This is a genomic window from Pseudomonas sp. S2_A10 (genome assembly GCF_054668465.1).
Window position 1 is genome coordinate 3918814 of the sequence record NZ_CP162773.1, and the last position, 26617, is coordinate 3945430.

The window sequence follows — 26617 nt, forward strand, 5'->3', positions numbered from 1 at the left end:
GTGGGAGCGAGCCTGCTCGCGAATGGCCGCGCCTCGGTCCTAGAGCGGAGCCAGCTCGGTTTCAGCTTCGACAGCCTTCACCGCTTTGAGCTGACGCATCTGCTCGCAACCCCACAACACCCGCTCCGGCGTGGCTGGCGCGTCGATTTTCGGCTGATGCTGATAATCACCGAGACTCGCCACCGCGTCCTTGATCGCGCACCACGCGGCAATCCCGAGCATGAACGGCGGTTCACCGACAGCTTTGGAATGGAACACCGTGTCTTCCGGGTTCTTGCGGTTTTCCACCAGCTTCACTCGCAGATCCAGCGGCATGTCCGCCACCGCCGGGATCTTGTAGCTGGCCGGGCCGTTGGTCATCAGCTTGCCTTTGTTGTTCCAGACCAGCTCTTCCATGGTCAGCCAGCCCATGCCTTGCACAAAACCACCCTCGACCTGACCGATGTCGATCGACGGGTTCAGCGAGGCGCCGACGTCATGCAGGATGTCGGTGCGCAGCATCTTGTACTCGCCGGTCAGGGTGTCGACGATCACTTCGCAGCAGGCTGCGCCGAAAGCGAAGTAATAGAACGGACGGCCCCGCGCCTGACTGCGGTCGTAGTAGATTTTCGGGGTCTTGTAGAAGCCGGTGCTCGACAGCGAGACCTGATTGAAATACGCCTGCTGGATCAGCGCTTCGAACGTCAGGATCTGCTCGCGCACCCGCACGTGGCCGTTGCGGAATTCGACGTCTTCTTCGCTGACCTTGTAGTGCCGCGCGGCGAACTCGACCAAGCGTTGCTTGATGGTCTGTGCTGCGTTCTGCGCGGCTTTGCCGTTCAGGTCGGCGCCGCTGGAGGCAGCGGTCGGCGAGGTGTTGGGCACTTTGTCGGTGTTGGTCGCAGTGATCTGCACACGATCGATTTCGACCTGGAACACTTCCGCCACGACCTGAGCGACTTTGGTATTCAGGCCCTGACCCATTTCCGTACCGCCGTGGTTCAGGTGGATGCTGCCGTCGGTGTAGATGTGGATCAGCGCACCGGCCTGGTTCAAGAAGCTCGCGGTGAAGGAAATGCCGAATTTCACCGGAGTCAGCGCCAGGCCTTTTTTCAGGATCGGGCTGTTGGCGTTGTAGCGACGGATCGCTTCGCGGCGCTCGGCGTACTGGCTGCTTTCTTCCAGTTCGGCGGTCATCTCTTCGAGCATGTTGTGCTCGACGGTCTGGTAGTAGTGGGTGACGTTGCGCTCGGTCTTGCCGTAGTAGTTGGCCTTGCGCACCGCCAGCGGGTCGAGCTTCAGATGCCGGGCAATCGCGTCCATCACTTCTTCGATGGCGACCATGCCTTGCGGGCCGCCGAAGCCGCGATAAGCAGTGTTCGACGCGGTGTTGGTCTTGCAGCGGTGACCGTTGATGGTCGCATCGCCGAGATAGTAAGAGTTGTCCGAGTGGAACATCGCGCGGTCAACGATCGAGGCGGACAAGTCCGGCGAGCAGCCGCAGTTGCCGGCCAGCTCCATGTTAATCCCGTGCAGACGGCCGCTGCTGTCGAAGCCGACGTCGTATTCAACGTAGAACGGGTGGCGCTTGCCGGTCATCAGCATGTCTTCGACACGCGGCAGGCGCATCTTGGTCGGTTGGCCGGTGAGGTGCGCGACCACCGCGCACAGGCACGCCGGGCTCGCGGCCTGGGTTTCCTTGCCGCCGAAACCACCGCCCATGCGGCGCATGTCGACGACGATTTTGTTCATCGACACGTCGAGCACTTCGGCGACCAGTTTTTGCACTTCGGTCGGGTTCTGCGTCGAGCAGTAGACGATCATGCCGCCGTCTTCAGTAGGCATCACCGAGGAGATCTGTGTCTCCAGATAGAAGTGCTCCTGGCCGCCGATGTGCAGCGTGCCCTGAATGCGGTGTTCAGCCGTGGCCAGTGCCGAAGCCGAATCGCCGCGCTGATGGGTGTGGCTGTCGAGCACGAAATGGCGTTTGCGCAGGGCTTCGACGACGTCGAGCACCGGTTCCAGATCTTCGTATTCGATGATCGCCGCCATCGCTGCCTTGCGCGCGGTTTCCAGGTCTTTCGCCGCGACTGCCAGCACTGGCTGGCCGACAAACTGCACGTCATCGATGGCCAGCAGCGGGTCACCCGGCATCAGCGGGCCGATGTCCTTCAGGCCCGGCACGTCTTCGTGGGTGATGACAATGCGCACGCCTTCGAAGGCGTAGCACGGCGACGTGTCGATGCTGAGGATTTTCGCGTGGGCACGGTCCGACAGGCGCGCATACAGGTGCAATTGGTTGGGGAATTCCAGCCGATCATCGATGTACTGCGCTTCACCGGACACATGCTTGGCGGCGCTGTCGTGCTTGACGCTGCGGCCGACACCGGTGGTCAGATCCTTGGCGAACAGTTCGGCCAATTCAGCTTGAGTCTTCTCTACGGCGTGATGGTTAGACATAAGCGGTCACCCGAGTCTCGATGTGCGGTGTTTGCAGTTCGATGAAGTATTTGCGCAGCAGATTCTGCGCGCTGAGCAGGCGATATTCCTTGCTGGCGCGGAAGTCCGAGAGTGGCGTGAAATCCTCGGCCAGCGCGGCGCAGGCGCGTTCGATCACGGCGTTATTGAACGGCTGACCGAGCAGCACGGCTTCGCAATTCGCAGCGCGTTTGGGGATTGCCGCCATACCGCCGAAGGCCACCCGGGCGTCGCTGATCACGCCATTTTCCACGCGCAGATTGAACGCGGCACAGACGGCGGAGATGTCGTCGTCCAGTCGCTTCGACACTTTATAGGCGCGGAACAACTGCTCGGCGCTGGCGCGCGGGACGATGATTTTTTCGATGAATTCGCTTTCCTGGCGCGCGGTGACGCGGTAGTCGATGAAGTAATCTTCCAGGTTCAAGGTGCGGCGGGTTTCGCCTTTGCACAGCACGATCTGCGCGCCGAGGGCGATCAGCAGCGGTGGCGAGTCACCGATCGGCGAGGCGTTGCCGATGTTGCCGCCGAGGGTGCCCTGATTGCGGATCTGCAACGAGGCGAAGCGGTGCAGCAGTTCGCCGAAGTCCGGGTACTCGGCATTCAACGCCTCATAGCAGTCGGAGAGGGCAGTGGCGGCGCCGATTTCGATGCGGTCATCGAAGGTTTCGATGCGCTTCATCTCGGCGACGTTGCCGACATAGATCATCACCGGCAGAGTGCGGTGGAACTGGGTGACTTCCAGCGCCAGATCGGTGCCGCCGGCGAGCAGGCGCGCTTGTGGATAAGCGTCGTAGAGATCGGCCAAGTCAGCGACGGTCAGCGGCACCAGGCAGCGCTTGTCGCCGCTGTTGAGTTCGCCGATATCGGTCGGCGCGATGGCCTTGAGGCGGGCAATGGTTTCGGCTTCGCGGGCGTCGAACTGATCCGCTGGTTTGCCGCAGCAGGATTGTTCGGCAGCGGCCAGAATAGGGCGGTAGCCGGTGCAGCGGCAGAGGTTGCCGGCCAGCGCTTCGTGGGCCTTGGCCTGATCCGGCGCATCGCTGTTCTTTTGCAGGGCGAACAACGACATGACGAAACCGGGAGTGCAGAAGCCGCACTGCGAACCGTGGCACTCGACCATGGCTTTCTGCACGCTGTGCAGTTCGCCCTTGTGCTTGAGGTCTTCAACGCTGATCAGTTGTTTGCCGTGCAACGATGAGACGAAAGTCAGGCACGAGTTGAGGCTGCGATAGCGAATGTGTTCACGCCCGCTGTCATCGGTCTGCAACTCGCCAACCACCACGGTGCAGGCTCCGCAGTCACCGCTGGCGCAACCTTCTTTGGTGCCGGGCTTGCCCACGTGTTCACGCAGGTAATTGAGCACAGTCAGATTCGGGTCCAGGGCGTGCTCGCTACGGAGTTCCTGGTTAAGTAAAAACTGGATCACGGAAGGCCTCGCAGACTCATTATTGTTGTTAACCGACGTGAACCGAATTTAGCAGGTCTGACTTTTCGGTCAATGGTTTTCTGACTTAAAGGTCAGGAAAATCCGTTTCGTCGATCAACAGCGTGTCTATTCAGTATTGACCTTCATCGGTCACCGCGCTTTTTTGCGGGATTCGTGCCAAAAACCGCTGAGTGGGCACTCCGCCATGACCGCGCATTTGCGCTACACTGCGCCGCTTGTGCAGATCGATAGAGTTTGAAGGACAACCATGACGTTCAAGGCGCCGGACAGCCTCGCCGAGCAAATCGCTCACCACCTCGCCGAACGCATCATTCGTGGCGAAATGAAGCCGGGAGAGCGCATCCAGGAACAGAAGGTCACGCTGGCGCTCAACGTCAGCCGCGGTTCGGTCCGCGAAGCCTTGCTGATCCTCGAGCGCCGTCACCTGATCGCGATCCTGCCGCGTCGTGGCGCCCACGTTACCGAGCTGACGCCGCACAAGGTGCAGAGCCTGTGCACGCTGATGAGCGAGCTGTACATCCTGCTCGGCAATTCCGTGGCCAATGGCTGGCAAGTGCAGTCGGACATGGCGCCCTTCGTGCAGATCCAGCAGCGCCTGACCGCCAATTACGAACGCGGCGATATCCGCAGCTTCGTCGATGACAGCTTTGCGGTGATGCGCGCCGCCTATCCGTTTGCCAACAATCCGTACCTGCAAGAAACCGTCGAGAACCTCCAGCCGGCGATGAGCCGCGCGTATTTCCTCGCCCTCGAACAGCGCAAGGCGGAAATGAGCGAATTCCTCGAACTGTTCGAACGCTTGCTCGCCGCCGTACTCGCCCGTGATTTGCCGCAGATCCGCATCGTGCTCACGGCGTATGCCCAGCGCAGCTGCGATCTGGTGGTGTCTGCGCTGACGGTTGCCTGAGCGTGCGGCTGAAGTGCATCAAACTGGCGGGGTTCAAATCCTTCGTCGACCCGACCACGGTGAACTTCCCCAGTAACATGGCGGCGGTCGTCGGGCCGAACGGTTGCGGCAAGTCGAACATCATCGACGCGGTGCGCTGGGTGATGGGCGAAAGTTCGGCGAAGAACCTCCGTGGCGAGTCGATGACCGATGTCATCTTCAACGGCTCGACCAGCCGCAAACCGGTGAGCCAGGCCAGCATCGAACTGGTGTTCGACAACTCCGACGGCACGCTGCTCGGCGAATACGCCGCCTACGCGGAAATTTCCATCCGCCGCAAAGTCACCCGCGACAGCCAGACCACCTATTACCTCAACGGCACCAAATGCCGTCGGCGCGACATCACCGATATTTTCCTCGGCACCGGCCTCGGTCCGCGCAGCTACTCGATCATCGAACAGGGGATGATCTCCAAGCTGATCGAATCCAAGCCCGAAGACCTGCGTAACTTCATCGAGGAAGCCGCCGGCATCTCGAAATATAAAGAGCGCCGCCGCGAGACCGAGAACCGCATCCGCCGCACCCACGAAAACCTCGCCCGCCTCACCGACCTGCGCGAAGAACTGGAGCGCCAGCTCGAACGTCTGCACCGTCAGGCCGAGGCGGCGAAAAAGTATCAGGAACTCAAGGCCGAAGAGCGTCAGCTCAAGGCGCAACTGTCGGCGCTGCGCTGGCAGGACCTCAACGAGCAGGTCGGCCAGCGCGAGTCGATCATCGGCAACCAGGAAGTCAGCTTCGAAGCGTTGGTCGCTGAACAGCGTAACGCTGACGCCGCCATCGAACGCCTGCGTGACGGTCACCACGACCTGTCCGAGCGCTTCAATCTGGTGCAGGGCCGCTTCTATTCGGTCGGCGGCGACATCGCCCGGGTCGAGCAGAGCATCCAGCACGGCCAGCAGCGTTTGCGTCAGTTGCAGGACGATCTGAAAGAAGCCGAGCGCGCGCGTCTGGAAACCGAATCGCACCTGGGCCACGACCGCACGTTGCTGCTGACCCTCGGCGAAGAACTGGACATGCTCACCCCCGAGCAGGAAGTCACCAGCGCCGCCGCCGAGGAAGCCGCTGCGGCCCTCGAAGAAGCCGAAACCACTATGCACGGCTGGCAGGAGCAGTGGGACGCTTTCAACCTGACCGCTGCCGAACCGCGCCGTCAGGCTGAAGTCCAGCAATCGCGGATCCAGCAGCTGGAAAGCAGCATGGAGCGCCTGGCCGACCGGCAGAAGCGCCTCGCCGAAGAACGTGCGTTGCTGTCCGCCGACCCGGAAGACGCGGCGATCATGGCGCTCAATGAGCAGCTCGCCGAGTCTGAAGCGACCCTGGAAGATTTACAGACCAGCGAAGAAGCGCAGGTCGAAAAGCTCGAACAACTGCGTCAGGAGTTGCAGCAGGCGTTGACCGCGCAGCAGCAGGCGCAGGGCGATCTGCAGCGGCTCAACGGGCGTCTGGCGTCGCTGGAAGCCTTGCAGCAGGCCGCGCTCGATCCGGGCACCGGCACCGCCGAATGGTTGAAGGAACACAATCTCGCCGAGCGTCCGCGTCTGGCCGAAGGCCTGAAGGTCGAGGCCGGTTGGGAGCTGGCGGTGGAAACCGTGCTCGGCGCCGATCTGCAAGCGGTACTGGTCGACGATTTCAGCGGCTTCGATCTGTCCGGTTTCACCCAAGGCGATTTGCGCCTGCTCAGCCCGGCCAGCGATGGCGTGCGGGTGGCGGGCAGCCTGCTGGACAAAGTCGAGGCGCAGATCGATCTATCGCCGTGGCTCGGCCAGGTCAAACCGGTCGACAGCCTTGAACAGGCGCTGGCGTTGCGCGGTCAGTTGAGCGCCGGGCAAAGCCTGATCAGCCGCGACGGCTATTGGGTCGGACGACACTTTTTACGCGTACGTCGCGCCAGCGAAGCGGAAAGCGGAATGCTCGCCCGTGGCCAGGAAATCGACGACTTGCAGCTTGAACGCGAAGAGCGCGAAGCCACCGTCGAGGCCATGGAAACCCGCCTGCAAACCTTGCGCGCGCAACAGCGCCAGCAGGAAAACGGCCGCGAACATCTGCGCCGCTTGCTGCAGGACGAAGCGCGCCAGCAAGGCGAACTGAAAGCACAATTGTCCGCTGGCAAGGCCAAGGCCGAGCAACTGACATTGCGCCGCACCCGTCTCGATGAAGAACTGGTCGAGCTCGCCGAACAGCGCGAGCTTGAGCACGAGCAGGTCGGCGAAGCGCGCATGCAATTGCAAGAAGCGCTGGACACCATGGCGCTCGACACCGAGCAGCGCGAGTTGCTGCTGGCCCAGCGCGACAGCCTGCGCGAGCGCCTTGATCGCGTGCGTCAGGAAGCCCGGCAGCACAAGGATCACGCCCATCAACTGGCCGTGCGTCTTGGCTCGTTGCGCGCGCAGCACGACTCCACGCGCCAGGCGCTGGAACGTCTGGAAATGCAGGCCAAGCGTCTGACTGAAAAGCGCGAGCAGTTGAGCCTGAATCTGGAGGAGGGCGAGGCGCCGCTGGAAGAGCTGCGCCTCAAGCTCGAAGAGTTGCTCGACAAGCGCATGACCGTCGATGAAGAACTCAAGACTGCGCAGATCGCCCTGGAAGACGCCGATCGTGAATTGCGCGACGCCGAAAAACGCCGCACCCAGGCCGAGCAGCAATCGCAGTTGATTCGCGGCCAGCTCGAACAACAGCGCATGGAATGGCAGGCGCTGACCGTACGGCGCAAGGCTTTGCAAGATCAACTGCTCGAAGATGGCTACGATCTCAACGGCGTGCTCGCAACATTGACGGCGCAAGCCAGTGAACGCGAGGCCGAAGAAGAACTCGAACGCATCAACGCGCGAATTCAGCGCCTGGGTGCGATCAACCTCGCGGCCATCGATGAATACACGCAACAATCGGAGCGTAAACGTTATCTGGATGCGCAGGACGCCGATCTGGTCGAGGCGCTGGAGACCCTGGAAAACGTCATCCGCAAGATCGACAAGGAAACCCGCAACCGTTTCAAAGATACCTTTGATCAGATCAACGGCGGTTTGCAGGCACTTTTCCCGAAAGTTTTCGGTGGCGGGCGCGCGTATTTGGAACTGACGGGCGAAGATCTACTCGATACAGGGGTGACGATCATGGCGCAGCCGCCCGGGAAGAAGAACAGCACCATCCATTTGCTTTCCGGCGGCGAAAAAGCCTTGACTGCACTGGCCCTGGTTTTTGCCATCTTCAAGTTGAACCCGGCGCCGTTCTGCATGCTCGATGAGGTTGACGCGCCACTGGATGACGCTAACGTTGGACGCTACGCACGCCTGGTCAAAGAGATGTCGCAGACCGTGCAGTTCATCTACATCACCCACAACAAGATCGCCATGGAAATGGCCGAGCAGTTGATGGGTGTGACGATGCATGAACCGGGCTGCTCGCGACTGGTGGCGGTGGATGTCGAGGAGGCGATGGCGATGGTGGATGCCTGAGTCGGTGTGGTGTCGGAATAGTTTTGGAGGTCTGTAGGACTTTTTACTGACATCGGCGGGATGGCCAATCGACATATTCGCGCAAGCCAAATGAGACAGACGGTGTAAAGTTGTCTTTGGTCGTGCTAGTTTAATGTCAATTTTTCGTATACGTGGGCAAAACGCCTGTCAGAACATAGAGTTGGCGCCACGTTTTAAAGCGGTTTACGCAGTGTAAACCCCTTATTTTTCAGCATTTTTTATAGAGGCACGGGATTACATGGAAATCGGTCTGCGCGAGTGGCTGATCGTCATCGGCATCATTGTGATAGCCGGTATTCTTTTCGATGGCTGGCGCCGTATGCGCGGCGGCAAGGGAAAGCTGAAATTCCGTCTCGACCGGAGCCTGTCCAATCTGCCGGACGAGGACACCAGCGCCGAGCTGTTGGGCCCGGCCCGCGTCCTGGATACGCACAAAGAGCCGCAACTGGACGAGCACGATCTGCCGTCGGTGAGCATGCCCAACCGCGAAGCCCGCGAGCCGCGTGAATCCGGTTCGAAACGTGGCAAGCGCGGCAGCAACGGCCCGGCGCAGGGCGACTTGAACCTCGACCTCGATCTGGACGGCGGCCCGAGCTTCAGCAGCCGTGACGACGATTTCGCCGAAGACAGCAAGCCTGCAGCGGCCGTGGCGGAAAAAGATCAGCCGCAAGCCGAAGAAGTCCTGGTGATCAGCGTGATCTGCCGCGATCCGGCCGGCTTCAAAGGCCCTGCGCTGCTGCAGAACATTCTCGAAAGCGGCCTGCGTTTCGGCGAGATGGACATTTTCCACCGCCACGAAAGCATGGCCGGCAACGGTGAAGTGCTGTTCTCCATGGCCAACGCGGTCAAGCCGGGTATCTTCGATCTGGACGACATCGACCACTTCAGCACCCCGGCGGTGAGCTTCTTCCTCGGTCTGCCAGGCCCGCGTCATCCAAAGCAGGCCTTCGACGTGATGGTCGCGGCAGCCCGCAAGCTGTCCCAGGAATTGAACGGTGAGTTGAAAGATGACCAGCGCAGCGTACTGACCGCGCAGACGATTGAGCATTACCGTCAGCGCATCGTCGAATTCGAACGCCGCGCATTGACCCAGAAGCGCTAAGTCCAGATCAAAAGATCGCAGCCTTCGGCAGCTCCTACAGAGGATCGCGATACTGGAGGAGCTGACGAGTGCAACGAGGCTGCGATCTTCTGGCCCCGCCGCCGATAATGGAATAAAACTGGAGCAGCCTCGGCTGCTCTTTTGCTTTATGAGAGAACACCCATGACCGCCGCCAAAACCCGCATTCTAGAGCTGCGCGCTGAGCTGGATCAGCACAACTATCGCTATCACGTTCTCGACGAGCCGAGCATTCCCGATGCCGAGTACGATCGCTTGTTCCACGAGCTCAAGGCACTGGAGGCGGCCAACCCGGAACTGATCACCAGCGATTCGCCGACCCAGCGCGTCGGCAGCATGGCGTTGACCGCGTTCACTCAGGTGCGTCACGAAATTCCGATGCTCAGCCTCGGCAACGCCTTCGAAGAATCCGACATGCGCGAGTTCGATCGCCGCGTCAACGAAGGCCTCGACGTGCCGGCCGGCGATCTGTTTGGTGGCGGCGCGGCGGTGGAATACAGCTGCGAGCCGAAGCTCGATGGCCTGGCGGTCAGCCTGCTGTATCAGGATGGTCTGCTGGTGCGCGGCGCCACCCGTGGCGATGGCACCACCGGCGAGGACATCAGCGTCAACGTGCGCACCGTGCGCAATATTCCGCTGAAGCTGCACGGCGAAGGCTGGCCGGCAACGCTGGAAGTGCGCGGTGAAGTGTTCATGTCCAAGGCCGGTTTCGAGCGCCTCAATGCTTCGCAACTGGAAATCGGCGGCAAGACCTTCGCCAACCCGCGCAACGCGGCAGCAGGCAGCCTGCGCCAGCTCGATTCGAAGATCACCGCCAATCGTCCGCTGGAATTCTGCTGCTATGGCATCGGCCAGGTGTCTCACGATATCGCCGACACCCACATCGGTAACCTCAAGCAGTTGCAGAAGTGGGGCATGCCGATCAGTCACGAACTGAAGCTGGCCAAGGGCATCGACGAGTGCCTGGAGTATTACCGCGACATCGGCGAGCGCCGTAACTCGCTGGCCTATGAAATCGATGGCGTGGTGTTCAAGGTCAACAGCATTGCCGACCAGCGTGAACTGGGCTTCCGCGCCCGCGAGCCGCGCTGGGCGATCGCGCACAAATTCCCGGCGATGGAAGAACTCACCGAGCTGCTCGACGTGGAATTCCAGGTCGGCCGCACCGGTGCGGTAACTCCCGTGGCGCGCCTGAAACCGGTGAAAGTCGCCGGCGTCACCGTGGCCAATGCCACGTTGCACAACATGGACGAAGTGGCGCGGCTGGGCTTGATGATCGGCGACACGGTGATCATTCGCCGCGCCGGCGATGTGATTCCGCAAGTGGTGCAAGTGATCACCGAGCGTCGCCCCGATGACGCGCGCCCGGTTGCCATTCCTCAGAGCTGCCCGGTGTGCGGCTCCCACGTTGAACGCACGCAACTGGTCAAGCGCAGCAAGGGCAAGGAAACCTTCAGCGAAGGTGCGGTGTATCGCTGCGTCGGCCGACTGGCCTGTGGTGCGCAATTGAAGCAGGCGATCATCCACTTCGTCTCGCGCCGGGCCATGGACATCGAAGGTTTGGGCGACAAGAGCGTCGAGCAACTGGTCGACGAAGGTCTGGTCAGTTCGCCGGCCGATCTGTATGCGTTGAAGTTCGACGACATCGTCGATCTGGAAGGCTTCGCCGAGGTATCGAGCAACAAGCTTCTGAAAGCCATCGAAGACAGCAAGCAACCGAGCCTGGCACGTTTCATCTACGCCCTCGGCATTCCCGATGTCGGTGAAGAAACGGCGAAAGTGCTGGCGCGTTCGCTGGGTTCGCTGGAACGCGTGCAACAGGCCCTGCCGCACGTGCTGACCTACCTGCCGGATGTCGGCCTGGAAGTGGCGCACGAGATTCACAGTTTCTTTGAGGATGCGCACAACCAGCAGGTCATCAGCGAATTGCTCGGCCATGGTTTGCAGATTCAGGATCAGGGCGAGTTGGGCGCCGAATTCGCCGCCAGTACCACGCTGGGCGGCTTGCTCGACAAACTGCACATTCCCTTCGTCGGCCCCGGTGGTGCGCAGAAACTCGCCGATCGCTTCGGTTCGCTGGAAGCGGTGATGAACGCTGACTGGCTGGACATGCGCCAGGCATTGCCGGAGAAGCAGGCCAACTCGGTACGCGAGTTCTTCGCCTCGCCTGAGCATCGGCAACTGGCCGAGCAGGCCGAGCAGCAATTGCGCGATTTCGGCATGCATTGGCAGAGCGAGAAGAAAGTCGTCGAAGGTCTGCCGCTGTCCGGGGAAACCTGGGTGCTGACCGGCAAGGTCGAACTGATGAGCCGGGATGTGGCCAAGGATCATCTGGAAAGCCTGGGTGCCAAGGTCGCCGGTTCGGTGTCGGCGAAAACCCATTGCGTGGTCGCAGGCCCGGGTGCCGGCTCGAAACTGACCAAGGCCAACGAGTTGGGTGTGAAAGTCATGGACGAAGAAGCGTTTATCGCCTTCCTCAAAACCCACGGCGTCGCTGTCTGACCGGAGGAACCCCCGTGGTGGGGGGATTTATCCCTGTCCGGATGGACACCTGTGGCGAGGGGATTTATCCCCGCTGGGTTGCGCAGCGACCCCAAGACCCTGCGACCGATCATTTCATCTGTATCGCGTGTACGGTTTTTTGCGACTGCTGCGCAGTCGAGCGGGGATAAATCCCCTCACCACAATGGTGCTATCACCCGGCTGCGCGGTTATGGGTGGGAACGATGTTGTCTTCAGAATGATCTAGTCTTGGCCAGTCCCAGGGAGAGATCGCCATGCACCGCTTTTTCGAGCAGCTCAGTTCCCGCATCATCGCGCCGTTCGTGGCCGGATCCTCACGCAACAGCAAAGTCTGGCCGTGCCGTTGCGGCCAGTCGCTGTTCTTTCGCAACAGTCAGTGCCTGGCCTGTAACGCCTTGCTCGGTTATCAACCTGAACAAAGTCGCCTGACCTCGCTGCAGCCGGGGCCGGAAGAGGGCACCTGGACGCTCGACGCTGATCCCGACGCCGGACTGTTCCGCCGCTGCGCCAACCTCGACATGCCCGCCGCGTGCAACTGGCTGCTGCCGGCCAACGATCACGACACCTTGTGCATCGCTTGCAGCCTTAACCGCACCATCCCTGATCTCTCCGTCGCGGAAAATCCCGAACGCTGGCGCAAGGTCGAAATCGCCAAGCGTCGACTGGTCGCGCAACTGATCACCCTCGGCTTGCCGGTCATCCCGAAAACCGTCGACGAAGAAACCGGATTGGCTTTCGACTTCATCGGTGTCGACCTCGAAGGCAACGCGCCGATGACCGGCCACGCCAATGGCCTGATCACCCTCGACATCAAAGAGGCCGACGATGCGCACCGTGAGCAGGTCAGGGCGGCGATGCACGAACCTTACCGCACGCTGCTCGGGCATTTTCGCCATGAGGTCGGCCACTACTACTGGGATCGCCTCATCGCCAACGGCCCTTGGCTGGAGGCGTTCCGTAACCTGTTCGGCGACGAGCGCGCCAGTTACGCCGAGGCGCTGGACCGGCATTACCAGCAAGGCGCACCGCTGGACTGGCCGCAGCACTACGTCAGTGCCTACGCGACCATGCACCCGTGGGAAGACTGGGCGGAAACCTGGGCGCACTACCTGCACATGATGGACGCCGTGGATACTGCGCTGGGCTTCGGCATGAGCGCGCGGGAAATGGACTTTGACTATCAGCCGTTTCCGACCAGCACCCTGTACGACCCGGAGCACCCCGGCGGTGGCGCTTTCCTGTCATTCGTCAATGCGTGGATCGAGCTGGCGGGCATGCTCAACGAACTGTCGCGCAGCATGGGCCAGCCGGATTTCTATCCGTTCGTACTGCCGGCAGCGGCGATCGCCAAGCTGCACTTCATTCATCTGGTGATCCAGGATGCGGGCGGTCGCGCAGACGAAGTCCTGGCCCTGTAGAAGCTGGCGCAGGCTGCGATCTTTTGGCGTCACCGCATGTCCTTGAACCTGTTGGTATTTTTTATCTGCAACCAACGGTTGTAACTTCATCTCAGACAGGTACAATGGCGCGGCTCGCCGACAGGCAAGCGTCGTTATGGTGACCCCATCGGTCCCCCCGCAACGATTACCCGTGAACCTGGTCAGATCCGGAAGGAAGCAGCCACAGCGGGAACATTGTGTGCCGGGGTGTGGCTGGTGGGGGCACCACCTTAACGAACCTACCGAGAATTCAGAGAACTGCATGGGTTTGCCCACTGCGGTTTTTTTATGCCTGCGATTTGGCTAGTGGCGTTGCTCCGCCAGCAAAAATGCTCGGATCAGCCGGGCAGCTTCCAGTGCCCGTGCGGCTGTCGACAGCGAACAGTGGCATACTCCCCCGCCTGGCAACGAGAGGTAAGGCAAGTGGGTGAAATTGACGATCTGACCCGGGAAAAGCTGCGCGAATGGCAGTTACGTCGTCTGGAAGTCAAAGCGCAGATGCAGGATCAGCCCGAGCGCACGCTGGAACTGTCGCGAGTGCTCGATCTGATGGATGAAGAACACGCTGCGATTCTGGCGGCATCTGCTGTTTTCAACGCGGCAGACGAGCCTGAACAGTCGGTCCCGGTCGAGGCACAATCGGCGATCGTCGAGCACGCATCAGCCTCGCTGACCGCAAAGTACGACCTGCAACTGCACGCCACCGCTCAAAACCCTGAACACCTGCGCAAACTGCTCGAAATGGCCCTCTACGAAGTGCAGGCGCAGATCGATGCGGCGGCGGTGGCCAGCGGCACTGAACGACGCGGCATGTCCGGCACGCTCGGCGGCTACTCCTTCGAGCTGCGCATCAGCCCCGAGGCCGGCAGTGAAGGAAACTTGCCGCAGTCTCATGAAATGCACGACGAGAATGACCAGGACTGATCTGGTGTTGTATTAAAGCCCAGGCGGCGAGGTTGTATGCACCCGGAACATTTTGATTTGGCCACCCCGGTATTTCTGCCCATCACCCATGATGTGTGTACGGCGCTGTTGCAGCCCGAGGGTGACGCGGCACTGGCCAACCTGAGCGACCCGGAACTGGCGGCGGTGCTGGTCATCCAGAACCTTGCCCAGGCCACGGAAAAGGACCTGAGTGCCAGCGCAGCGGAGAAAATTCTCGCCAGACTCATTGACTGGTCTGTCACCTCCCGGCGCTCCGGATCGGCGGGACTGCTTGCAGAGGCGCGGCGTCTTTTCGATTCGCGCAAATTGTATTTCGGCCTCAATGCGCTCAAAGGCCTGAACCTGCGGTTTCTCATGGCCGATGAAGTCGCCGCACAGGAATATCTGTTGCCCGGCGGGCAGTGGGATGTGGACTACAAAATTCGCCATCAGCAACAGAACAATCCGTTCAGCCAGCAAATGGTCACGCCACGCGAGCGCGAGCACTGGTTAAGCGCGGCGCAGGACAAACTGCTGCGAACCTTCCGTGCCAACCTCGACGAAGACCTGCACGTGCAGGGTTATGCGGGCATCGGCAAGAGTTACATGCTCAGCGCGCTGATCGAATGCCTGCGCTCGAAACGCACCCTGGTGCTGGCGCGCACCCCGGCGAAACTGGCGACGTTGCGCAAGCACATCGTGCAAGTGCACGACACGGAAATTGGCCAGACCTTCTACGATTTTGCCCAGGCCCAGTTGCTCGGCCCCGATCGCACATGGCCAGGACGCCAGCGCGGATCCCGAGCAGGCAGGCGCTGGCGCAGGAACTGAATATCTTCGGCTTTCGCCACCACGATGGGCAGGGCACTCTGGAGGTTTGTCTGCGCGTGCTGGAGCTGTATTGCGCCTCAAGAGATCACACGCTATCCGCCAGGCACCTGCCGCATTTTCAGCAGCCCTTGAGCGGTGCAGACTCACAGGCGCTGCTGGAATATTCCAGTCGCCTGTGGGTGTATCTGGAAGCCAATCCGGCCTGGGCCAGCCAGAGCGGCTTTCCGACGTTGCTCATGATCAAGCGCGCCAGTCTGGCCGGTTGCCGCGTCCCGCCGCGCTATACCCATGTGATCATCGACGAAAGCCAGGACGTGCCGGCGTCGCTGCTGCAAATCATCGAGCGCGGGCAGCAGGTGCTGATCACCCTCGGCGATGAATATCAGCAGGCCACGGGCGAGGCGCCCAAGCGCAAGCGTGAAGTTCGTCAGAGCGATATCTGCTATTCGGTGCGTTCGGGGCGCAATGTCGAGCGCCTGGTCAATCCGCTGATCTCGCGCCACACGCACAAGAGCAAGGTGCCGTTCGAAGGCGCTCGTCACGCCGACGTCGATATCGAGTACTACCCGCAAGCCTTCGTGCCGCCCGAAGGTTGCGTGGTGCTGACCGCGTCACCCTGGGACACGATGATGTGGGCCATCCATCTGCACGACTCCAGTTGCGCCTTCAGTTTTCCCGACCGGGAAGCGCAGGACGACATCAAGCATTTCATGACCACCGCCATCGAGCTGTTCCGCCGCGATTTCTACAACGCCGGGTCCAGCGAGAAAGGACCGCACCCGTATTTCAGCGACATGGCTGATTGGCAGCAGGTGCGCGCCGCCAACCAGTTCGATGAAGCTTTCTTGTGGATCGAGGCGCAGTTGCAAAACGGCTTCATGATTGCCGACCTGACTCGCCTGAGCCAAAAGATCATCGAGCCAGGCAAAGCCTGTCTGTTGATGATGGCCGAGCGGGCTGGCGGCATGGAGTTCAAGCGCGTGCTGTTGACCCGGACGTTGCTCAGCAACGAGAAATTCAAGGATGCCTACGAGTTCGATCAGCGCATCTGTGCCGTGTACATCGCCGTGTCCCGTGCCCGGCAGCAGCTTTATCTGCCTTACGACGTGGTCGAGTGGATCGATTATCACCACAGCCGCGAGCCGAAATTCCGCGAGTCGCACGGTTATTGACCAGGCCAACCCTGTGGGAGCTAGGGTGTGGTTGAAGAGGCGCCGGTGTACAACCGGATAATGTCGTCGATCTCGCCGGACATTTTCATTCGCAGCAGCGTGCGCAGGATCCGCTGCACCGGCACGTTCGGGTCGTTCCTCACATAGCAGCCGATATTCTGTTCCTGCAGCACCGCGACCCCCTGCAACTGCTGCTCCGGCAGCAGGCGTTGATTGATCCAGTCCAGTGTCCACTGATTGCTCACCGCATAGCGGTATCGCCCGGCCAGCAGCTTTTCCAGTACCTGTTCCTGATTGCGCGCGTCTTCGCGTTGCAACTGGTCAGCGTCGAACAGCGGTTGCAGGGTAGGGTAGCTGTAACCGAGGACGGTGCCGATGGCCTGGCGCGGCAGCCGGGCGGGATTGATCTGCGCCGGTTGTTCCTTGCGGCTGACCAGCAGGTCGCGCTGAAACCACAACGGCACGCTCCAGATGTAATCGCCGGACTGATTCGGCAACCACGACTGTGCGGCATAGCAGCGCACATCGATGTCGCCGTGCTCCATGGCGCTCTGTACCCGAGCGCGCGGCAGGACGACGAATTGCGCTGGCGCGCCGACCTGGGTCGCCAGGCTGAGCAGGACGTCATGCAGGATGCCCTGGGTCGGTCTGCCGCCTTGCAGTTGCACCATCGGCATCGCCCAACTGTCCGGCACGGCGAAGCGCAACGGCGCTTGCGCTGCCATCGCGTTGAGGCTGATACCCAGCAATGCCGCCACGGCCCACCGCATAGACGCTCCGGTAATTCCTCGTCCCGAGCTGATAAAAGCCTCTGCTGATGCAGCTTAGCCAGATTAGACGAGGACACCGGATGCAATTTTGCCCTTGCTCCGCTAGCATTAGCCGCTTCTGCTTCCTTCGCTGCGACGGTTTTCGATGAGTTATCAGGTTCTTGCACGTAAATGGCGTCCGCGCTCGTTCCGCGAAATGGTCGGCCAGACCCATGTGCTCAAGGCTCTGATCAATGCCTTGGACAGCCAACGGCTGCACCACGCCTACCTGTTCACCGGGACGCGCGGGGTCGGCAAGACCACCATCGCGCGGATTATTGCCAAGTGCCTGAACTGCGAGACAGGTATCACCTCCAGCCCCTGCGGCGAGTGCTCCGTGTGCCGCGAGATCGATGAAGGTCGTTTTGTCGACCTGATCGAGATCGACGCCGCCAGCCGCACCAAGGTCGAAGACACGCGCGAACTGCTCGATAACGTGCAGTACGCGCCAAGCCGTGGGCGCTTCAAGGTCTACCTGATCGACGAAGTGCACATGCTTTCCAGCCATTCCTTCAATGCGCTGTTGAAAACCCTCGAAGAGCCGCCGCCCTACGTCAAGTTCATCCTGGCGACCACCGATCCGCAGAAACTTCCGGCAACGATTCTTTCGCGCTGCCTGCAGTTCTCCCTGAAGAACATGACGCCCGAGCGTGTGGTCGAGCATTTGACCCACGTCCTGACCGCAGAAAACGTACCTTTCGAAGACGACGCACTGTGGCTGCTCGGCCGCGCTGCTGACGGCTCGATGCGCGACGCCATGAGCCTGACCGATCAGGCCATCGCGTTCGGTGAAGGCAAGGTCCTCGCGACCGACGTGCGGGCCATGCTCGGCACGCTGGATCACGGTCAGGTCTATGACGTGCTGCATTCGCTGATCGAGGGCGATGCCAAGGCGCTGCTCGAAGCCGTGCGGCATCTGGCCGAGCAAGGCCCGGACTGGAACGGCGTGCTCTCGGAAATTCTCAACGTGCTGCACCGCGTGGCCATCGCTCAGGCGTTGCCGGAAGGCGTCGACAATGGCCACGGCGACCGTGATCGCGTATTGGCCCTGGCCCAGGCGTTGCCGGCCGAAGACGTGCAGTTCTATTACCAGATGGGCCTGATCGGTCGCCGCGACTTGCCGCTGGCGCCGGACCCGCGTGGCGGTTTCGAGATGGTCTTGCTGCGCATGCTCGCGTTCCGACCGGCGGATACGGCAGACGCGCCGAGGCAACCGCTAAAGCCAGTGGGGATCAGCCAGGCCACAGTTGATTCCGCAAACTCAGTGGCTGCCGCGCCGAAGCCTGCGCCGGTGGTCGCTGCGGCTGCGGCTGCTGCGCCAGCACCCGCGCCCGCTGCCGAGCCAGAACCGGTTGTGCCGGTTGTCGAAGCGCAACCGGAGCCTGAGCCAGTCGCCGTCGAAACCGTGGTCGATCTGCCATGGAACGACCCGGTGGAAGCCGAGGCCGAGCCGGCACCAGTACAGCAACCCGCCGTCGAACCGGTGCTGGAAACCGCTGGCGAGCAGCCCGAGCTGCCGCCGATGCCGCTGCCGACCCCGGACAGCGTGGTGCCGGATGCGCCGGAGTGGGCCGCTGCGCCAATTCCCGAGCCGTCCGTCGCCGAGGTCGATGCCGCTACGCCGGGCATGGACATGGACGACGAACCACCGCTGGATGAAGACTACATCGAGCCGGACATGGATTCGGCCTACAGCTACCTCGACGAACTGGCCAGCGAACACGCCGCCGATCCGGAGCCTGAGCCCGAGCCGGAACCTGCCGCCGCGCCGGCCACCGGCCTGGCCCTGCAATGGCTGGAGCTGTTCCCGAAGCTGCCGATTTCCGGCATGACCGGCAGCATCGCCGCCAACTGCACATTGATTGCGGTCGACGGCGACCACTGGCTGATGCACCTTGATCCGGCCCACAGCGCGCTGTTCAACGCCACGCAGCAGCGTCGTCTCAACGACGCGTTGAACCAGTTCCACGGGCGCACGCTGACGCTGACCATCGAGCTGATCAAGCCCGAGCAGGAAACCCCGGCCCAGGCCGCCTCGCGCCGCCGCGCCAATCGCCAGCGCGAGGCCGAGGAATCGATCCACGGTGATCCGTTCATCCAGCAGATGGTTCAGCAGTTCGGCGCGGTGGTGCGAAGCGATACTATTGAACCTGTCGACGCCTTGGTCACCCAAGGCTAATAACTGAAGGTGCTCGGCCAAGATGGCCGGGCGCTGTTTTATCCAAGTACGTTTGAGGTGATTCCCATGATGAAAGGTGGCATGGCCGGCCTGATGAAGCAGGCGCAGCAGATGCAGGAAAAAATGGCCAAGATGCAGGAAGAACTGGCCAACGCCGAAGTCACCGGCAAGGCCGGCGGCGACATGGTCACCGTGGTGATGACCGGTCGTCACGACGTTAAAAGCGTGAGCATCGACCCAAGCCTGGTCGAAGGCCTGAGCGAAGACGACAAAGAAATGCTGGAAGCCGTGGTCGCTGCCGCCGTCAACGACGCCGTGCGCAAGATCGAAGCCAACAGCCAGGAAAAAATGGGCAGCATGACCGCCGGCATGAACCTGCCGGCGGGTATGAAACTGCCGTTCTGATTCGCCATTGCGCGGCAGATGAGCTACACAAAATGCCAGGCATTGTGCCTGGCATTTTTGTTTCGGCCTGATGGGCATGTGCCGCAGACTGACGCTTTCGCGAGCAGGCTCGCTCCCACAGGGATTGCATTTCCAAGTGTGGGAGCGAGCCTGCTCGCGAATGAAGTCACCTCGGCACAACTGAAGAAACATCGAACACACCACCGCTACCAAGGTCTGCTCCCTATACACCGAATTCCCCATTCACAGGAGACGCTGACATGTCCGACCCTCTCACCCTCAATCAACGCTTCGTCCTCGCCTCGCGCCCGAGCGGCGCGCCGACCCCGGAGAACTTCCGTCTGGAGCGCGAGGCATTGCCCGATCTGCAGGACGGTCAAGTCCTGCTGAAAACCCTGTACCTCTCTCTCGACCCGTACATGCGCGGGCGCATGAGCGACGCACCGTCCTACGCTGCGCCAGTGCAAATCGGCGAAGTCATGACCGGTGGTGCGGTCAGCCGGGTCGAGCAGTCCAATCATCCGAAATTCCACGTAGGTGATCTGGTGGTTGGCGCCACCGGTTGGCAGAGCCACAGCATCAGCGACGGCCGCAACATCATGCCGATCCCGGCCGGCCTGCCGAGCCCGTCGATGGCCCTCGGGGTGCTGGGTATGCCGGGCATGACCGCGTACATGGGCCTGATGGACATCGGCCAGCCGAAAGAGGGCGAAACCCTGGTGGTGGCCGCGGCGTCCGGCGCCGTCGGCTCGGTGGTCGGGCAAGTGGCGAAGATCAAAGGCCTGCGCGCGGTCGGTGTGGCCGGTGGGGCCGAGAAGTGCAAATACGTCGTTGAGGAGCTGGGTTTTGATGCCTGCATCGACCACAAGGCCGATGACTTCGCCGAGCAACTGGCCAAGGCCTGTCCCAACGGCATCGACATCTATTACGAGAACGTCGGCGGCCATGTCTTCGATGCCGTCGTGCCGTTGCTCAATCCCAAGGCGCGCATCCCGTTGTGCGGCCTGATCGCCGGCTACAACGCCGCCGAGGCGCCGACCGGCCCGGATCGTTTGCCGATGCTGCAACGCACTTTGCTCACCAAGCGTGTGCGGATTCAGGGCTTCATCGTCTTCGACGATTACGGTGATCGTCAGCCGGAATTCATCAGCCACATGGTGCCGTGGGTACGCGACGGCAAGGTGAAGTTCCGCGAGGACGTGGTCGAAGGCCTGGAGCAGGCACCCGAGGCGTTCATCGGTCTGCTGGAAGGGCGCAACTTCGGCAAACTGGTGGTCCGGGTCGCCCAGGACTGAGGATTTGACGCTGGCCAGAGGCGCGGGTATAAACCGCGTCTCGTTGTTTAGTCGGACTGTTTACCCATGAGCTTCAGCCCTTTGATTCGCCAACTGATCGACGCTCTGCGCACCTTGCCAGGCGTGGGTCAGAAAACCGCTCAGCGCATGGCGTTGCAGTTGCTCGAACGTGATCGCAGCGGCGGTACGCGTCTGGCCCAGGCCTTGAGCCAGGCCATGGAAGGCGTTGGCCATTGCCGCCAGTGCCGCACGCTGACCGAAGACGACCTCTGCCCGCAATGCGCCGACCCGCGCCGCGATGACACGCTGCTCTGCGTGGTCGAAGGGCCGATGGACGTTTATGCGGTGGAGCAGACCGGCTTCCGTGGCCGCTATTTCGTGCTCAAGGGGCACCTGTCGCCGCTGGATGGCCTGGGGCCGGAAGCGATCGGTATTCCGCAACTGATGGCGCGGATTGAAGAGGCGGGGACCTTTACTGAAGTCATCCTCGCCACCAACCCGACGGTGGAAGGCGAAGCGACGGCGCACTACATCGCGCAGTTGCTCAACAACAAAGGCCTGGTCGCCTCGCGGATTGCCCACGGCGTACCGCTGGGCGGTGAGCTGGAGCTGGTCGACGGCGGCACGCTGGCGCATTCGTTTGCCGGGCGTAAACCGATTTCCCTCTGAATTTGCGGCGTCTGAACTGACGCCTTCGCGAGCAGGCTCGCTCCCACATTGGTTTTGTGTCGTTCACAAATCCCCTGTGGGAGCGAGCCTGCTCGCGAATGGCGCACCACGGTCCATCTGATTCACACAATTTCATTGGTAACCAAGCAAGCGCTCGGTTAACGTCGGCGAACCCTTCCGTGGAGCTCGCCCATGCCTGCCTTTCAGGAATACTTCGACCCCAGCCACCAATTGGTCCGTGACAGCGTCAGACGTTTCGTCGAACGCGAGATCCTGCCGGACATCGATCAGTGGGAAGAAGCCGAAAGCTTTCCCCGTGAGCTGTACCTCAAGGCCGGTGCGGCGGGCATTCTCGGTATCGGCTATCCCGAGGCGCTCGGCGGCAGCCATGAAGGCGATCTGTTCGCCAAGGTCGCCGCCAGTGAAGAGTTGATGCGCTGTGGCTCAGGCGGGCTGGTGGCGGGGCTGGGTTCGCTGGATATCGGTTTGCCGCCGATCGTCAAATGGGCGCGGCCTGAAGTGCGAGAGCGGGTCGTCCCCCAAGTGCTCAGCGGCGAGAAAATCAGCGCCCTGGCGGTGACCGAGCCCGGTGGCGGTTCCGACGTCGCCAACCTGCAAACCCGCGCCGTGCGTGACGGCGATTTCTACCGGGTCAGCGGCAGCAAGACCTTTATCACCAGCGGCGTGCGCGCGGATTTCTACACCGTCGCGGTGCGCACCGGTGCGCCGGGGTTTGGCGGCATCAGTTTGTTGCTGATCGAGAAGGGCACGCCGGGGTTCAGTGTCGGTAGGCAGTTGAAGAAAATGGGCTGGTGGGCGTCGGACACGGCTGAATTGTTCTTCGACGATTGCCGCGTGCCTGTAGGAAACCTCATCGGCGCCGAGAACATGGGCTTCGCCTGCATCATGGGCAATTTCCAGAGCGAACGCCTGGCGCTGGCGCTGATGGCCAACATGACGGCGCAATTGGCGCTGGAGGAGAGCCTGAAGTGGGCGCGCGAGCGTGAGGCGTTCGGCAAACCCATCGGCAAGTTTCAGGTGATCAAACATCGCCTCGCCGAAATGGCCACGGCGCTGGAAGTGTCGCGGGAGTTCACTTACCGGCAAGCAGCGAAAATGGCGGCGGGGCAGAGCGTGATCAAGGAGATTTCCATGGCGAAGAACTTCGCCACCGACACCTCGGACCGGATCACCACCGAAGCCGTGCAGATCCTTGGCGGGCTCGGTTACATGCGTGAAAGCCTGGTGGAGCGGCTGTATCGGGATAATCGCATTCTGTCGATTGGCGGCGGAACGCGGGAAGTGATGAACGAAATCATCAGCAAGCAGATGGGGCTCTAAGTCCTGCGGTGTAGCTGCCGGCCCCTTCGCGAGCAGGCTCGCTCCCACAGTTGAAATGCATTCCCCTGTGGGAGCGAGCCTGCTCGCGAAAGCGGCCTGTCAGACGCTGCTTATTTGTCAGTCAACGCAAACTGCGTCAGGCAGAACGTCGGAATGCCCATGTCCTGCAAGCGCTGCGAACCTTGCAGCTCCGGTAGGTCAATGATCGCCGCCGCTTCATGCACCCGCGCGCCCATGCGGCGAATCAGGTTGGCTGCTGCGATCAGCGTGCCGCCGGTAGCGATCAGGTCATCGAACATCACCACCGAATCGCCTTCACACAGGCTGTCGGCGTGCACTTCCAGAAACGCTTCGCCGTACTCGGTGGCGTAACCTTCGGCCAGTACGTCCGCCGGCAGTTTGCCTTGCTTGCGGAACAGCACCAGCGGCTTGTTCAACTGATAGGCCAGTACCGAACCGATCAGAAAACCACGGGCATCCATGGCGCCGATGTGGGTGAAGTCGGCTTCGACGTAGCGATGGGCGAAGCTGTCCATCACCAGGCGCAGGGCCGTCGGCGACTGGAACAGCGGGGTGATGTCGCGAAAGATCACGCCCGGTTTCGGGAAGTCGATCACGGGGCGGATCAGGGATTTGATTTTGATGTCGAAGGAGTCGAAGACCATCGGGGTGTCCTGGCAGGGCTGCAAACGGCGCAGTATACCCGCGGCTGAAACGATTCGCTCAACCGCGGGTCGTGATCAGCCTTCGATCGAACCGCCGGCCAACGCGCACAGCTGAATCGGGTCGAGGATATGGATCTCCTTGCCCTCGGCGGCAATCAGCTCGTTCTGCTGGAAACGGGTGAACACCCGCGACACGGTTTCCACCGCCAGGCCCAGGTAGTTACCGATTTCATTGCGCGACATGCTCAGGCGGAACTGGTTGGCCGAGAAGCCGCGAGCGCGGAAGCGTGCCGACAGGTTGACCAGGAAAGTAGCGATGCGCTCGTCAGCGGTTTTCTTCGACAGCAGCAGCATCATTTGCTGGTCGTCACGAATCTCGCGACTCATCACCCGCATCAACTGGCGGCGCAGTTGCGGCAATTGCAGCGCGAGTTCGTCGAGGCGCTCGAAGGGGATTTCGCAAACCGAAGTGGTTTCCAGCGCCTGGGCCGAGACCGGGTGTTTTTCGGTGTCCATGCCCGACAGGCCAACCAGTTCGCTTGGCAGGTGGAAACCGGTCAGTTGCTCTTCGCCGGCATCGCTCAGGCTGAAGGTCTTCAGGGCGCCGGAGCGGACTGCATAAACGGAATCAAAGGTGTCGCCCTGGCGGAACAGGAACTCGCCCTTCTTCAGCGGGCGGCCGCGTTTAACGATTTCGTCGAGCGCATCCATGTCTTCCAGATTCAGAGAAAGTGGCAGGCAGAGCGGGGCCAGGCTGCAATCCTTGCAATGGGCCTGGTTGTGAGCGCGCAGTTTGACTGGCTCGGACATTTCTTCAATCCTTGTGGGAAAACACACATAAGCCGTAAGGGTAACCCACGGGAGGACATTCAGGCCAGCACGTGGCGGCGTTGTCCTACAGACATAAAGCCGCAGCACCGGCGGCCGATAACCCGCTATCAGCATTCAACCAAGGAAGGCCCCGATGACCGCCATTGGTACGCTAAGCCCCGGCAGCAGCGGCGTTGCCGCTTCGCCGGAGATGACCAGCACCGACGCTGCAATCGATCGCGATGAAGACTTGTCGCACACGGCAACCCCGACCTTGGTCGAGGGCGTCAAAGTGTCGCTCTCCGGCGCGGCCATCGCCAAATCCGCCGCTGTCGGTGGCGAAAACAGTGACATCGACAACAGTGGCTTACCGGAGAACATCCAACAGTTGCTGAAGATGATTCGCAAGATTCAAAAAGAAATCATCGAGAAAAAAGCGCGCATGGCGGCGGTCATGTCAGACAGAACCCTCTCCACCGAGGAAAAGATCAACAAGCTCGCCGCACTGCGGGGCGCCATCGCCGCCCTCAACAGTGGCCTGATCACCGCCAACCTCGCCCTGTCGAAAGTCATGAACCAGTCGGCGCTCAATCCTGATCAGAACCTCAAAGTCGGCTCGTTGCTGACCAAGCCTTAAATCACCCGTGAGAAACGCTGGCGGTTCTGCTGCTCCAGGTACGCATCGAAGACCATGCACACCGAGCGCACCAGCAATCGGCCCGCTGGCAACACCTCGATGCGCTCGCGCTCAAGCCTGATCAGGCCATCCTCGGCCATACCTTGCAACTGCGGCCAGAGCGCGCCGAAGTAGCCTTGAAAATCGATGTTGAACTGCTGCTCGATCTCGGCGAACTCGAGTTTGAAATTGCAGATCAGTTGCTGAATCACTGCGCGGCGCAAGCGGTCGTCGGCGTTGCACACCAGACCGCGACTGGTCGCCAGCTGCGCGCTGGCCAGGCTGTTCTGATACGCGTTGAGGTCGCTGCTGTTCTGGCAGTACAGATCGCCGATCTGGCTGATCGCCGACACGCCTAGGCCAATCAGGTCGCAATGGCCGTGGGTGGTGTAACCCTGGAAGTTGCGTTGCAGGGTGTGCTCTTCCTGGGCAATCGCCAGTTCGTCATCAGGCAGGGCGAAGTGGTCCATGCCGATGTAACGGTAGCCGGCAGCGGTCAGTTGCTCGATGGTGCGCTGGAGCATTTCCAGCTTGTGCGCCGGGCTCGGCAGTTCGCTGCTGTTGATTCGCCGTTGCGGCATGAAGCGTTCCGGCAGGTGCGCGTAATTGAATACCGAGAGGCGATCCGGTTGCAGGCTGATCACTTCCTCGACGGTGCGGGCGAAATTGTCGGGCGTCTGCTTGGGCAGGCCATAAATCAGATCGATGTTGATCGAGCGAAATTGCAGGGTTCGCGCCGCATCGATCACCGCGCGGGTTTCTTCCAGGCTTTGCAGGCGATTGACCGCGCGCTGCACCGCCGGGTCAAGATCCTGCAGGCCAATGCTGACCCGGTTGAAACCCAGTTCGCGCAGCAGGCCCATGGTCGACCAGTCAGCCTCGCGCGGGTCGATTTCAATGCCGTAATCGCCCGAGTCATCGTTGAGCAAATTGAAATGCTTGCGCAGGTGCGCCATCAGCTGGCGCAATTCGTCGTGGCTGAGAAAAGTCGGCGTGCCGCCACCGAAATGCAGCTGCTCGACGGTTTGCGCCGGGTCGAGGTGGCAGGCAATCAACTGGATTTCCTGTTCGAGCCGTTGCAGGTACGGTTGCGCGCGGCCGCGGTCCTTGGTGATGACCTTATTGCAGGCGCAGTAGTAGCAAATGTTCGCGCAGAACGGCACATGTACGTACAGCGACAACGGCCGCTGGGCCTTGCGGCTGTCGCGCAGGGCGTGGAACAGGTCGAAAGTGCCGACCTGACCGTGAAATTGCACGGCAGTCGGGTACGAGGTGTAGCGTGGCCCCGCCAGATCGTAGCGGCGGATCAGATCAGAGTCCCAACGAATGGCGTCGAGCATGCGGGCATTCCCCCGGATAGGCTGGCAGTGTGGCGAGTCTAGGGGAGTGCGTTACAGGGCATCTTGATTTGCATCAACGGCGAGGATTTGTGT

The 26617-nt window shown here is 61.4% G+C and carries 18 protein-coding genes, 1 other RNA gene and 1 pseudogene; 14 read left to right on the forward strand and 6 right to left on the reverse strand.

Features of this window, described 5'->3' with window-relative positions:
* Positions 1-39 precede the first annotated feature (39 nt).
* On the reverse strand, positions 40-2439 hold the full coding sequence (gene xdhB / locus AB4N41_RS17690; protein ID WP_122692165.1) for a xanthine dehydrogenase molybdopterin binding subunit: 2400 nt from the start codon (positions 2437-2439) through the stop codon (positions 40-42).
* On the reverse strand, positions 2432-3886 hold the full coding sequence (gene xdhA / locus AB4N41_RS17695; RefSeq protein ID WP_252877770.1) for a xanthine dehydrogenase small subunit: 1455 nt from the start codon (positions 3884-3886) through the stop codon (positions 2432-2434). Before xdhA ends, xdhB begins: the two co-directional genes overlap by 8 nt.
* A 268-nt stretch (positions 3887-4154) precedes the next feature.
* On the opposite strand from xdhA, the gene AB4N41_RS17700 reads away from it, so the two are divergent.
* From AB4N41_RS17700 to AB4N41_RS17735, 8 genes and pseudogenes are all read left to right on the forward strand, one after another.
* A complete protein-coding gene (locus AB4N41_RS17700; RefSeq protein WP_039763015.1) occupies positions 4155-4814 on the forward strand; it encodes a GntR family transcriptional regulator in 660 nt (219 codons plus the stop codon).
* Positions 4815-4816: 2 nt separating this feature from the next.
* Complete coding sequence (smc, locus tag AB4N41_RS17705) at positions 4817-8305, forward strand: chromosome segregation protein SMC (protein WP_252877771.1); 3489 nt, start codon at positions 4817-4819, stop codon at positions 8303-8305.
* A 259-nt stretch (positions 8306-8564) separates the two neighbouring features.
* Complete coding sequence (gene zipA, locus AB4N41_RS17710; protein WP_016773851.1) at positions 8565-9428, forward strand: cell division protein ZipA; 864 nt, start codon at positions 8565-8567, stop codon at positions 9426-9428.
* Between the two features lie 162 nt (positions 9429-9590).
* A complete protein-coding gene (gene ligA / locus AB4N41_RS17715) occupies positions 9591-11948 on the forward strand; it encodes an NAD-dependent DNA ligase LigA (RefSeq protein ID WP_252877772.1) in 2358 nt (785 codons plus the stop codon).
* 275 nt (positions 11949-12223) lie between these two features.
* Positions 12224-13387 carry a zinc-binding metallopeptidase family protein gene (locus AB4N41_RS17720; RefSeq protein WP_252877773.1) on the forward strand — a complete coding sequence of 388 codons (1164 nt, stop codon included), beginning with the start codon at positions 12224-12226 and terminating at the stop codon, positions 13385-13387.
* 146 nt (positions 13388-13533) lie between these two features.
* Positions 13534-13630: signal recognition particle sRNA small type (gene ffs, locus AB4N41_RS17725), an RNA gene on the forward strand.
* Positions 13631-13831: 201 nt separating this feature from the next.
* Positions 13832-14332 (forward strand): hypothetical protein, encoded by a 501-nt coding sequence (locus AB4N41_RS17730; protein WP_252877774.1) that lies wholly within the window; start codon positions 13832-13834, stop codon positions 14330-14332.
* Positions 14333-14368: 36 nt separating this feature from the next.
* Positions 14369-16335: pseudogene (locus AB4N41_RS17735) on the forward strand (hypothetical protein).
* Between the two features lie 20 nt (positions 16336-16355).
* Here the strand turns inward: AB4N41_RS17735 and AB4N41_RS17740 are convergent.
* On the reverse strand, positions 16356-17105 hold the full coding sequence (locus AB4N41_RS17740; RefSeq protein WP_252877776.1) for a substrate-binding periplasmic protein: 750 nt from the start codon (positions 17103-17105) through the stop codon (positions 16356-16358).
* Between the two features lie 145 nt (positions 17106-17250).
* On the opposite strand from AB4N41_RS17740, the gene dnaX reads away from it, so the two are divergent.
* From dnaX to AB4N41_RS17765, 5 genes are all read left to right on the forward strand, one after another.
* A complete protein-coding gene (gene dnaX / locus AB4N41_RS17745; RefSeq protein ID WP_252877777.1) occupies positions 17251-19323 on the forward strand; it encodes a DNA polymerase III subunit gamma/tau in 2073 nt (690 codons plus the stop codon).
* Positions 19324-19389: 66 nt separating this feature from the next.
* Entirely contained in the window at positions 19390-19728 is a 339-nt protein-coding gene (locus AB4N41_RS17750; RefSeq protein ID WP_003223337.1) for a YbaB/EbfC family nucleoid-associated protein, read from the forward strand.
* Positions 19729-19988: 260 nt separating this feature from the next.
* Positions 19989-21023, forward strand: a complete 1035-nt coding sequence (locus tag AB4N41_RS17755) for an NADP-dependent oxidoreductase (RefSeq protein WP_095180857.1) — start codon at positions 19989-19991, stop codon at positions 21021-21023.
* A gap of 66 nt (positions 21024-21089) precedes the next feature.
* Positions 21090-21692 carry a recombination mediator RecR gene (gene recR, locus AB4N41_RS17760; RefSeq protein WP_016773861.1) on the forward strand — a complete coding sequence of 201 codons (603 nt, stop codon included), beginning with the start codon at positions 21090-21092 and terminating at the stop codon, positions 21690-21692.
* Between the two features lie 192 nt (positions 21693-21884).
* Entirely contained in the window at positions 21885-23033 is a 1149-nt protein-coding gene (locus AB4N41_RS17765; protein WP_150741394.1) for an acyl-CoA dehydrogenase family protein, read from the forward strand.
* Positions 23034-23143: 110 nt separating this feature from the next.
* Here AB4N41_RS17765 and AB4N41_RS17770 read toward each other — a convergent pair whose 3' ends face one another.
* Positions 23144-23698: an adenine phosphoribosyltransferase gene (locus AB4N41_RS17770; protein ID WP_252877778.1), complete on the reverse strand. Its 555-nt coding sequence runs from the start codon at positions 23696-23698 to the stop codon at positions 23144-23146.
* Between the two features lie 75 nt (positions 23699-23773).
* Positions 23774-24508 (reverse strand): fumarate/nitrate reduction transcriptional regulator Fnr, encoded by a 735-nt coding sequence (gene fnr, locus AB4N41_RS17775; RefSeq protein ID WP_016773865.1) that lies wholly within the window; start codon positions 24506-24508, stop codon positions 23774-23776.
* 154 nt (positions 24509-24662) lie between these two features.
* Here fnr and AB4N41_RS17780 point away from each other — a divergent pair, with 154 nt between their 5' ends.
* Entirely contained in the window at positions 24663-25145 is a 483-nt protein-coding gene (locus AB4N41_RS17780; protein WP_150741395.1) for a hypothetical protein, read from the forward strand.
* On the opposite strand, the gene hemN is transcribed toward AB4N41_RS17780, so the two are convergent.
* Positions 25142-26524: an oxygen-independent coproporphyrinogen III oxidase gene (hemN, locus tag AB4N41_RS17785; protein WP_236169137.1), complete on the reverse strand. Its 1383-nt coding sequence runs from the start codon at positions 26522-26524 to the stop codon at positions 25142-25144. The genes AB4N41_RS17780 and hemN overlap by 4 nt on opposite strands.
* Between the last annotated feature and the right edge of the window lie 93 nt (positions 26525-26617).

Excerpts from the sequence above, each read along its gene's own strand:
- xdhB (WP_122692165.1), bottom strand. The coding sequence starts at position 2,439 with ATGTCTAACCATCACGCCGTAGAGAAGACTCAAGCTGAATTGGCCGAA.
- AB4N41_RS17700 (WP_039763015.1), top strand. The coding sequence starts at position 4,155 with ATGACGTTCAAGGCGCCGGACAGCCTCGCCGAGCAAATCGCTCACCAC.
- zipA (WP_016773851.1), top strand. The coding sequence starts at position 8,565 with ATGGAAATCGGTCTGCGCGAGTGGCTGATCGTCATCGGCATCATTGTG.
- ligA (WP_252877772.1), top strand. The coding sequence starts at position 9,591 with ATGACCGCCGCCAAAACCCGCATTCTAGAGCTGCGCGCTGAGCTGGAT.
- AB4N41_RS17720 (WP_252877773.1), top strand. The coding sequence starts at position 12,224 with ATGCACCGCTTTTTCGAGCAGCTCAGTTCCCGCATCATCGCGCCGTTC.
- AB4N41_RS17740 (WP_252877776.1), bottom strand. The coding sequence starts at position 17,105 with ATGCGGTGGGCCGTGGCGGCATTGCTGGGTATCAGCCTCAACGCGATG.
- dnaX (WP_252877777.1), top strand. The coding sequence starts at position 17,251 with ATGAGTTATCAGGTTCTTGCACGTAAATGGCGTCCGCGCTCGTTCCGC.
- AB4N41_RS17750 (WP_003223337.1), top strand. The coding sequence starts at position 19,390 with ATGATGAAAGGTGGCATGGCCGGCCTGATGAAGCAGGCGCAGCAGATG.
- AB4N41_RS17755 (WP_095180857.1), top strand. The coding sequence starts at position 19,989 with ATGTCCGACCCTCTCACCCTCAATCAACGCTTCGTCCTCGCCTCGCGC.
- recR (WP_016773861.1), top strand. The coding sequence starts at position 21,090 with ATGAGCTTCAGCCCTTTGATTCGCCAACTGATCGACGCTCTGCGCACC.
- AB4N41_RS17765 (WP_150741394.1), top strand. The coding sequence starts at position 21,885 with ATGCCTGCCTTTCAGGAATACTTCGACCCCAGCCACCAATTGGTCCGT.
- AB4N41_RS17770 (WP_252877778.1), bottom strand. The coding sequence starts at position 23,698 with ATGGTCTTCGACTCCTTCGACATCAAAATCAAATCCCTGATCCGCCCC.
- fnr (WP_016773865.1), bottom strand. The coding sequence starts at position 24,508 with ATGTCCGAGCCAGTCAAACTGCGCGCTCACAACCAGGCCCATTGCAAG.
- AB4N41_RS17780 (WP_150741395.1), top strand. The coding sequence starts at position 24,663 with ATGACCGCCATTGGTACGCTAAGCCCCGGCAGCAGCGGCGTTGCCGCT.
- hemN (WP_236169137.1), bottom strand. The coding sequence starts at position 26,524 with ATGCTCGACGCCATTCGTTGGGACTCTGATCTGATCCGCCGCTACGAT.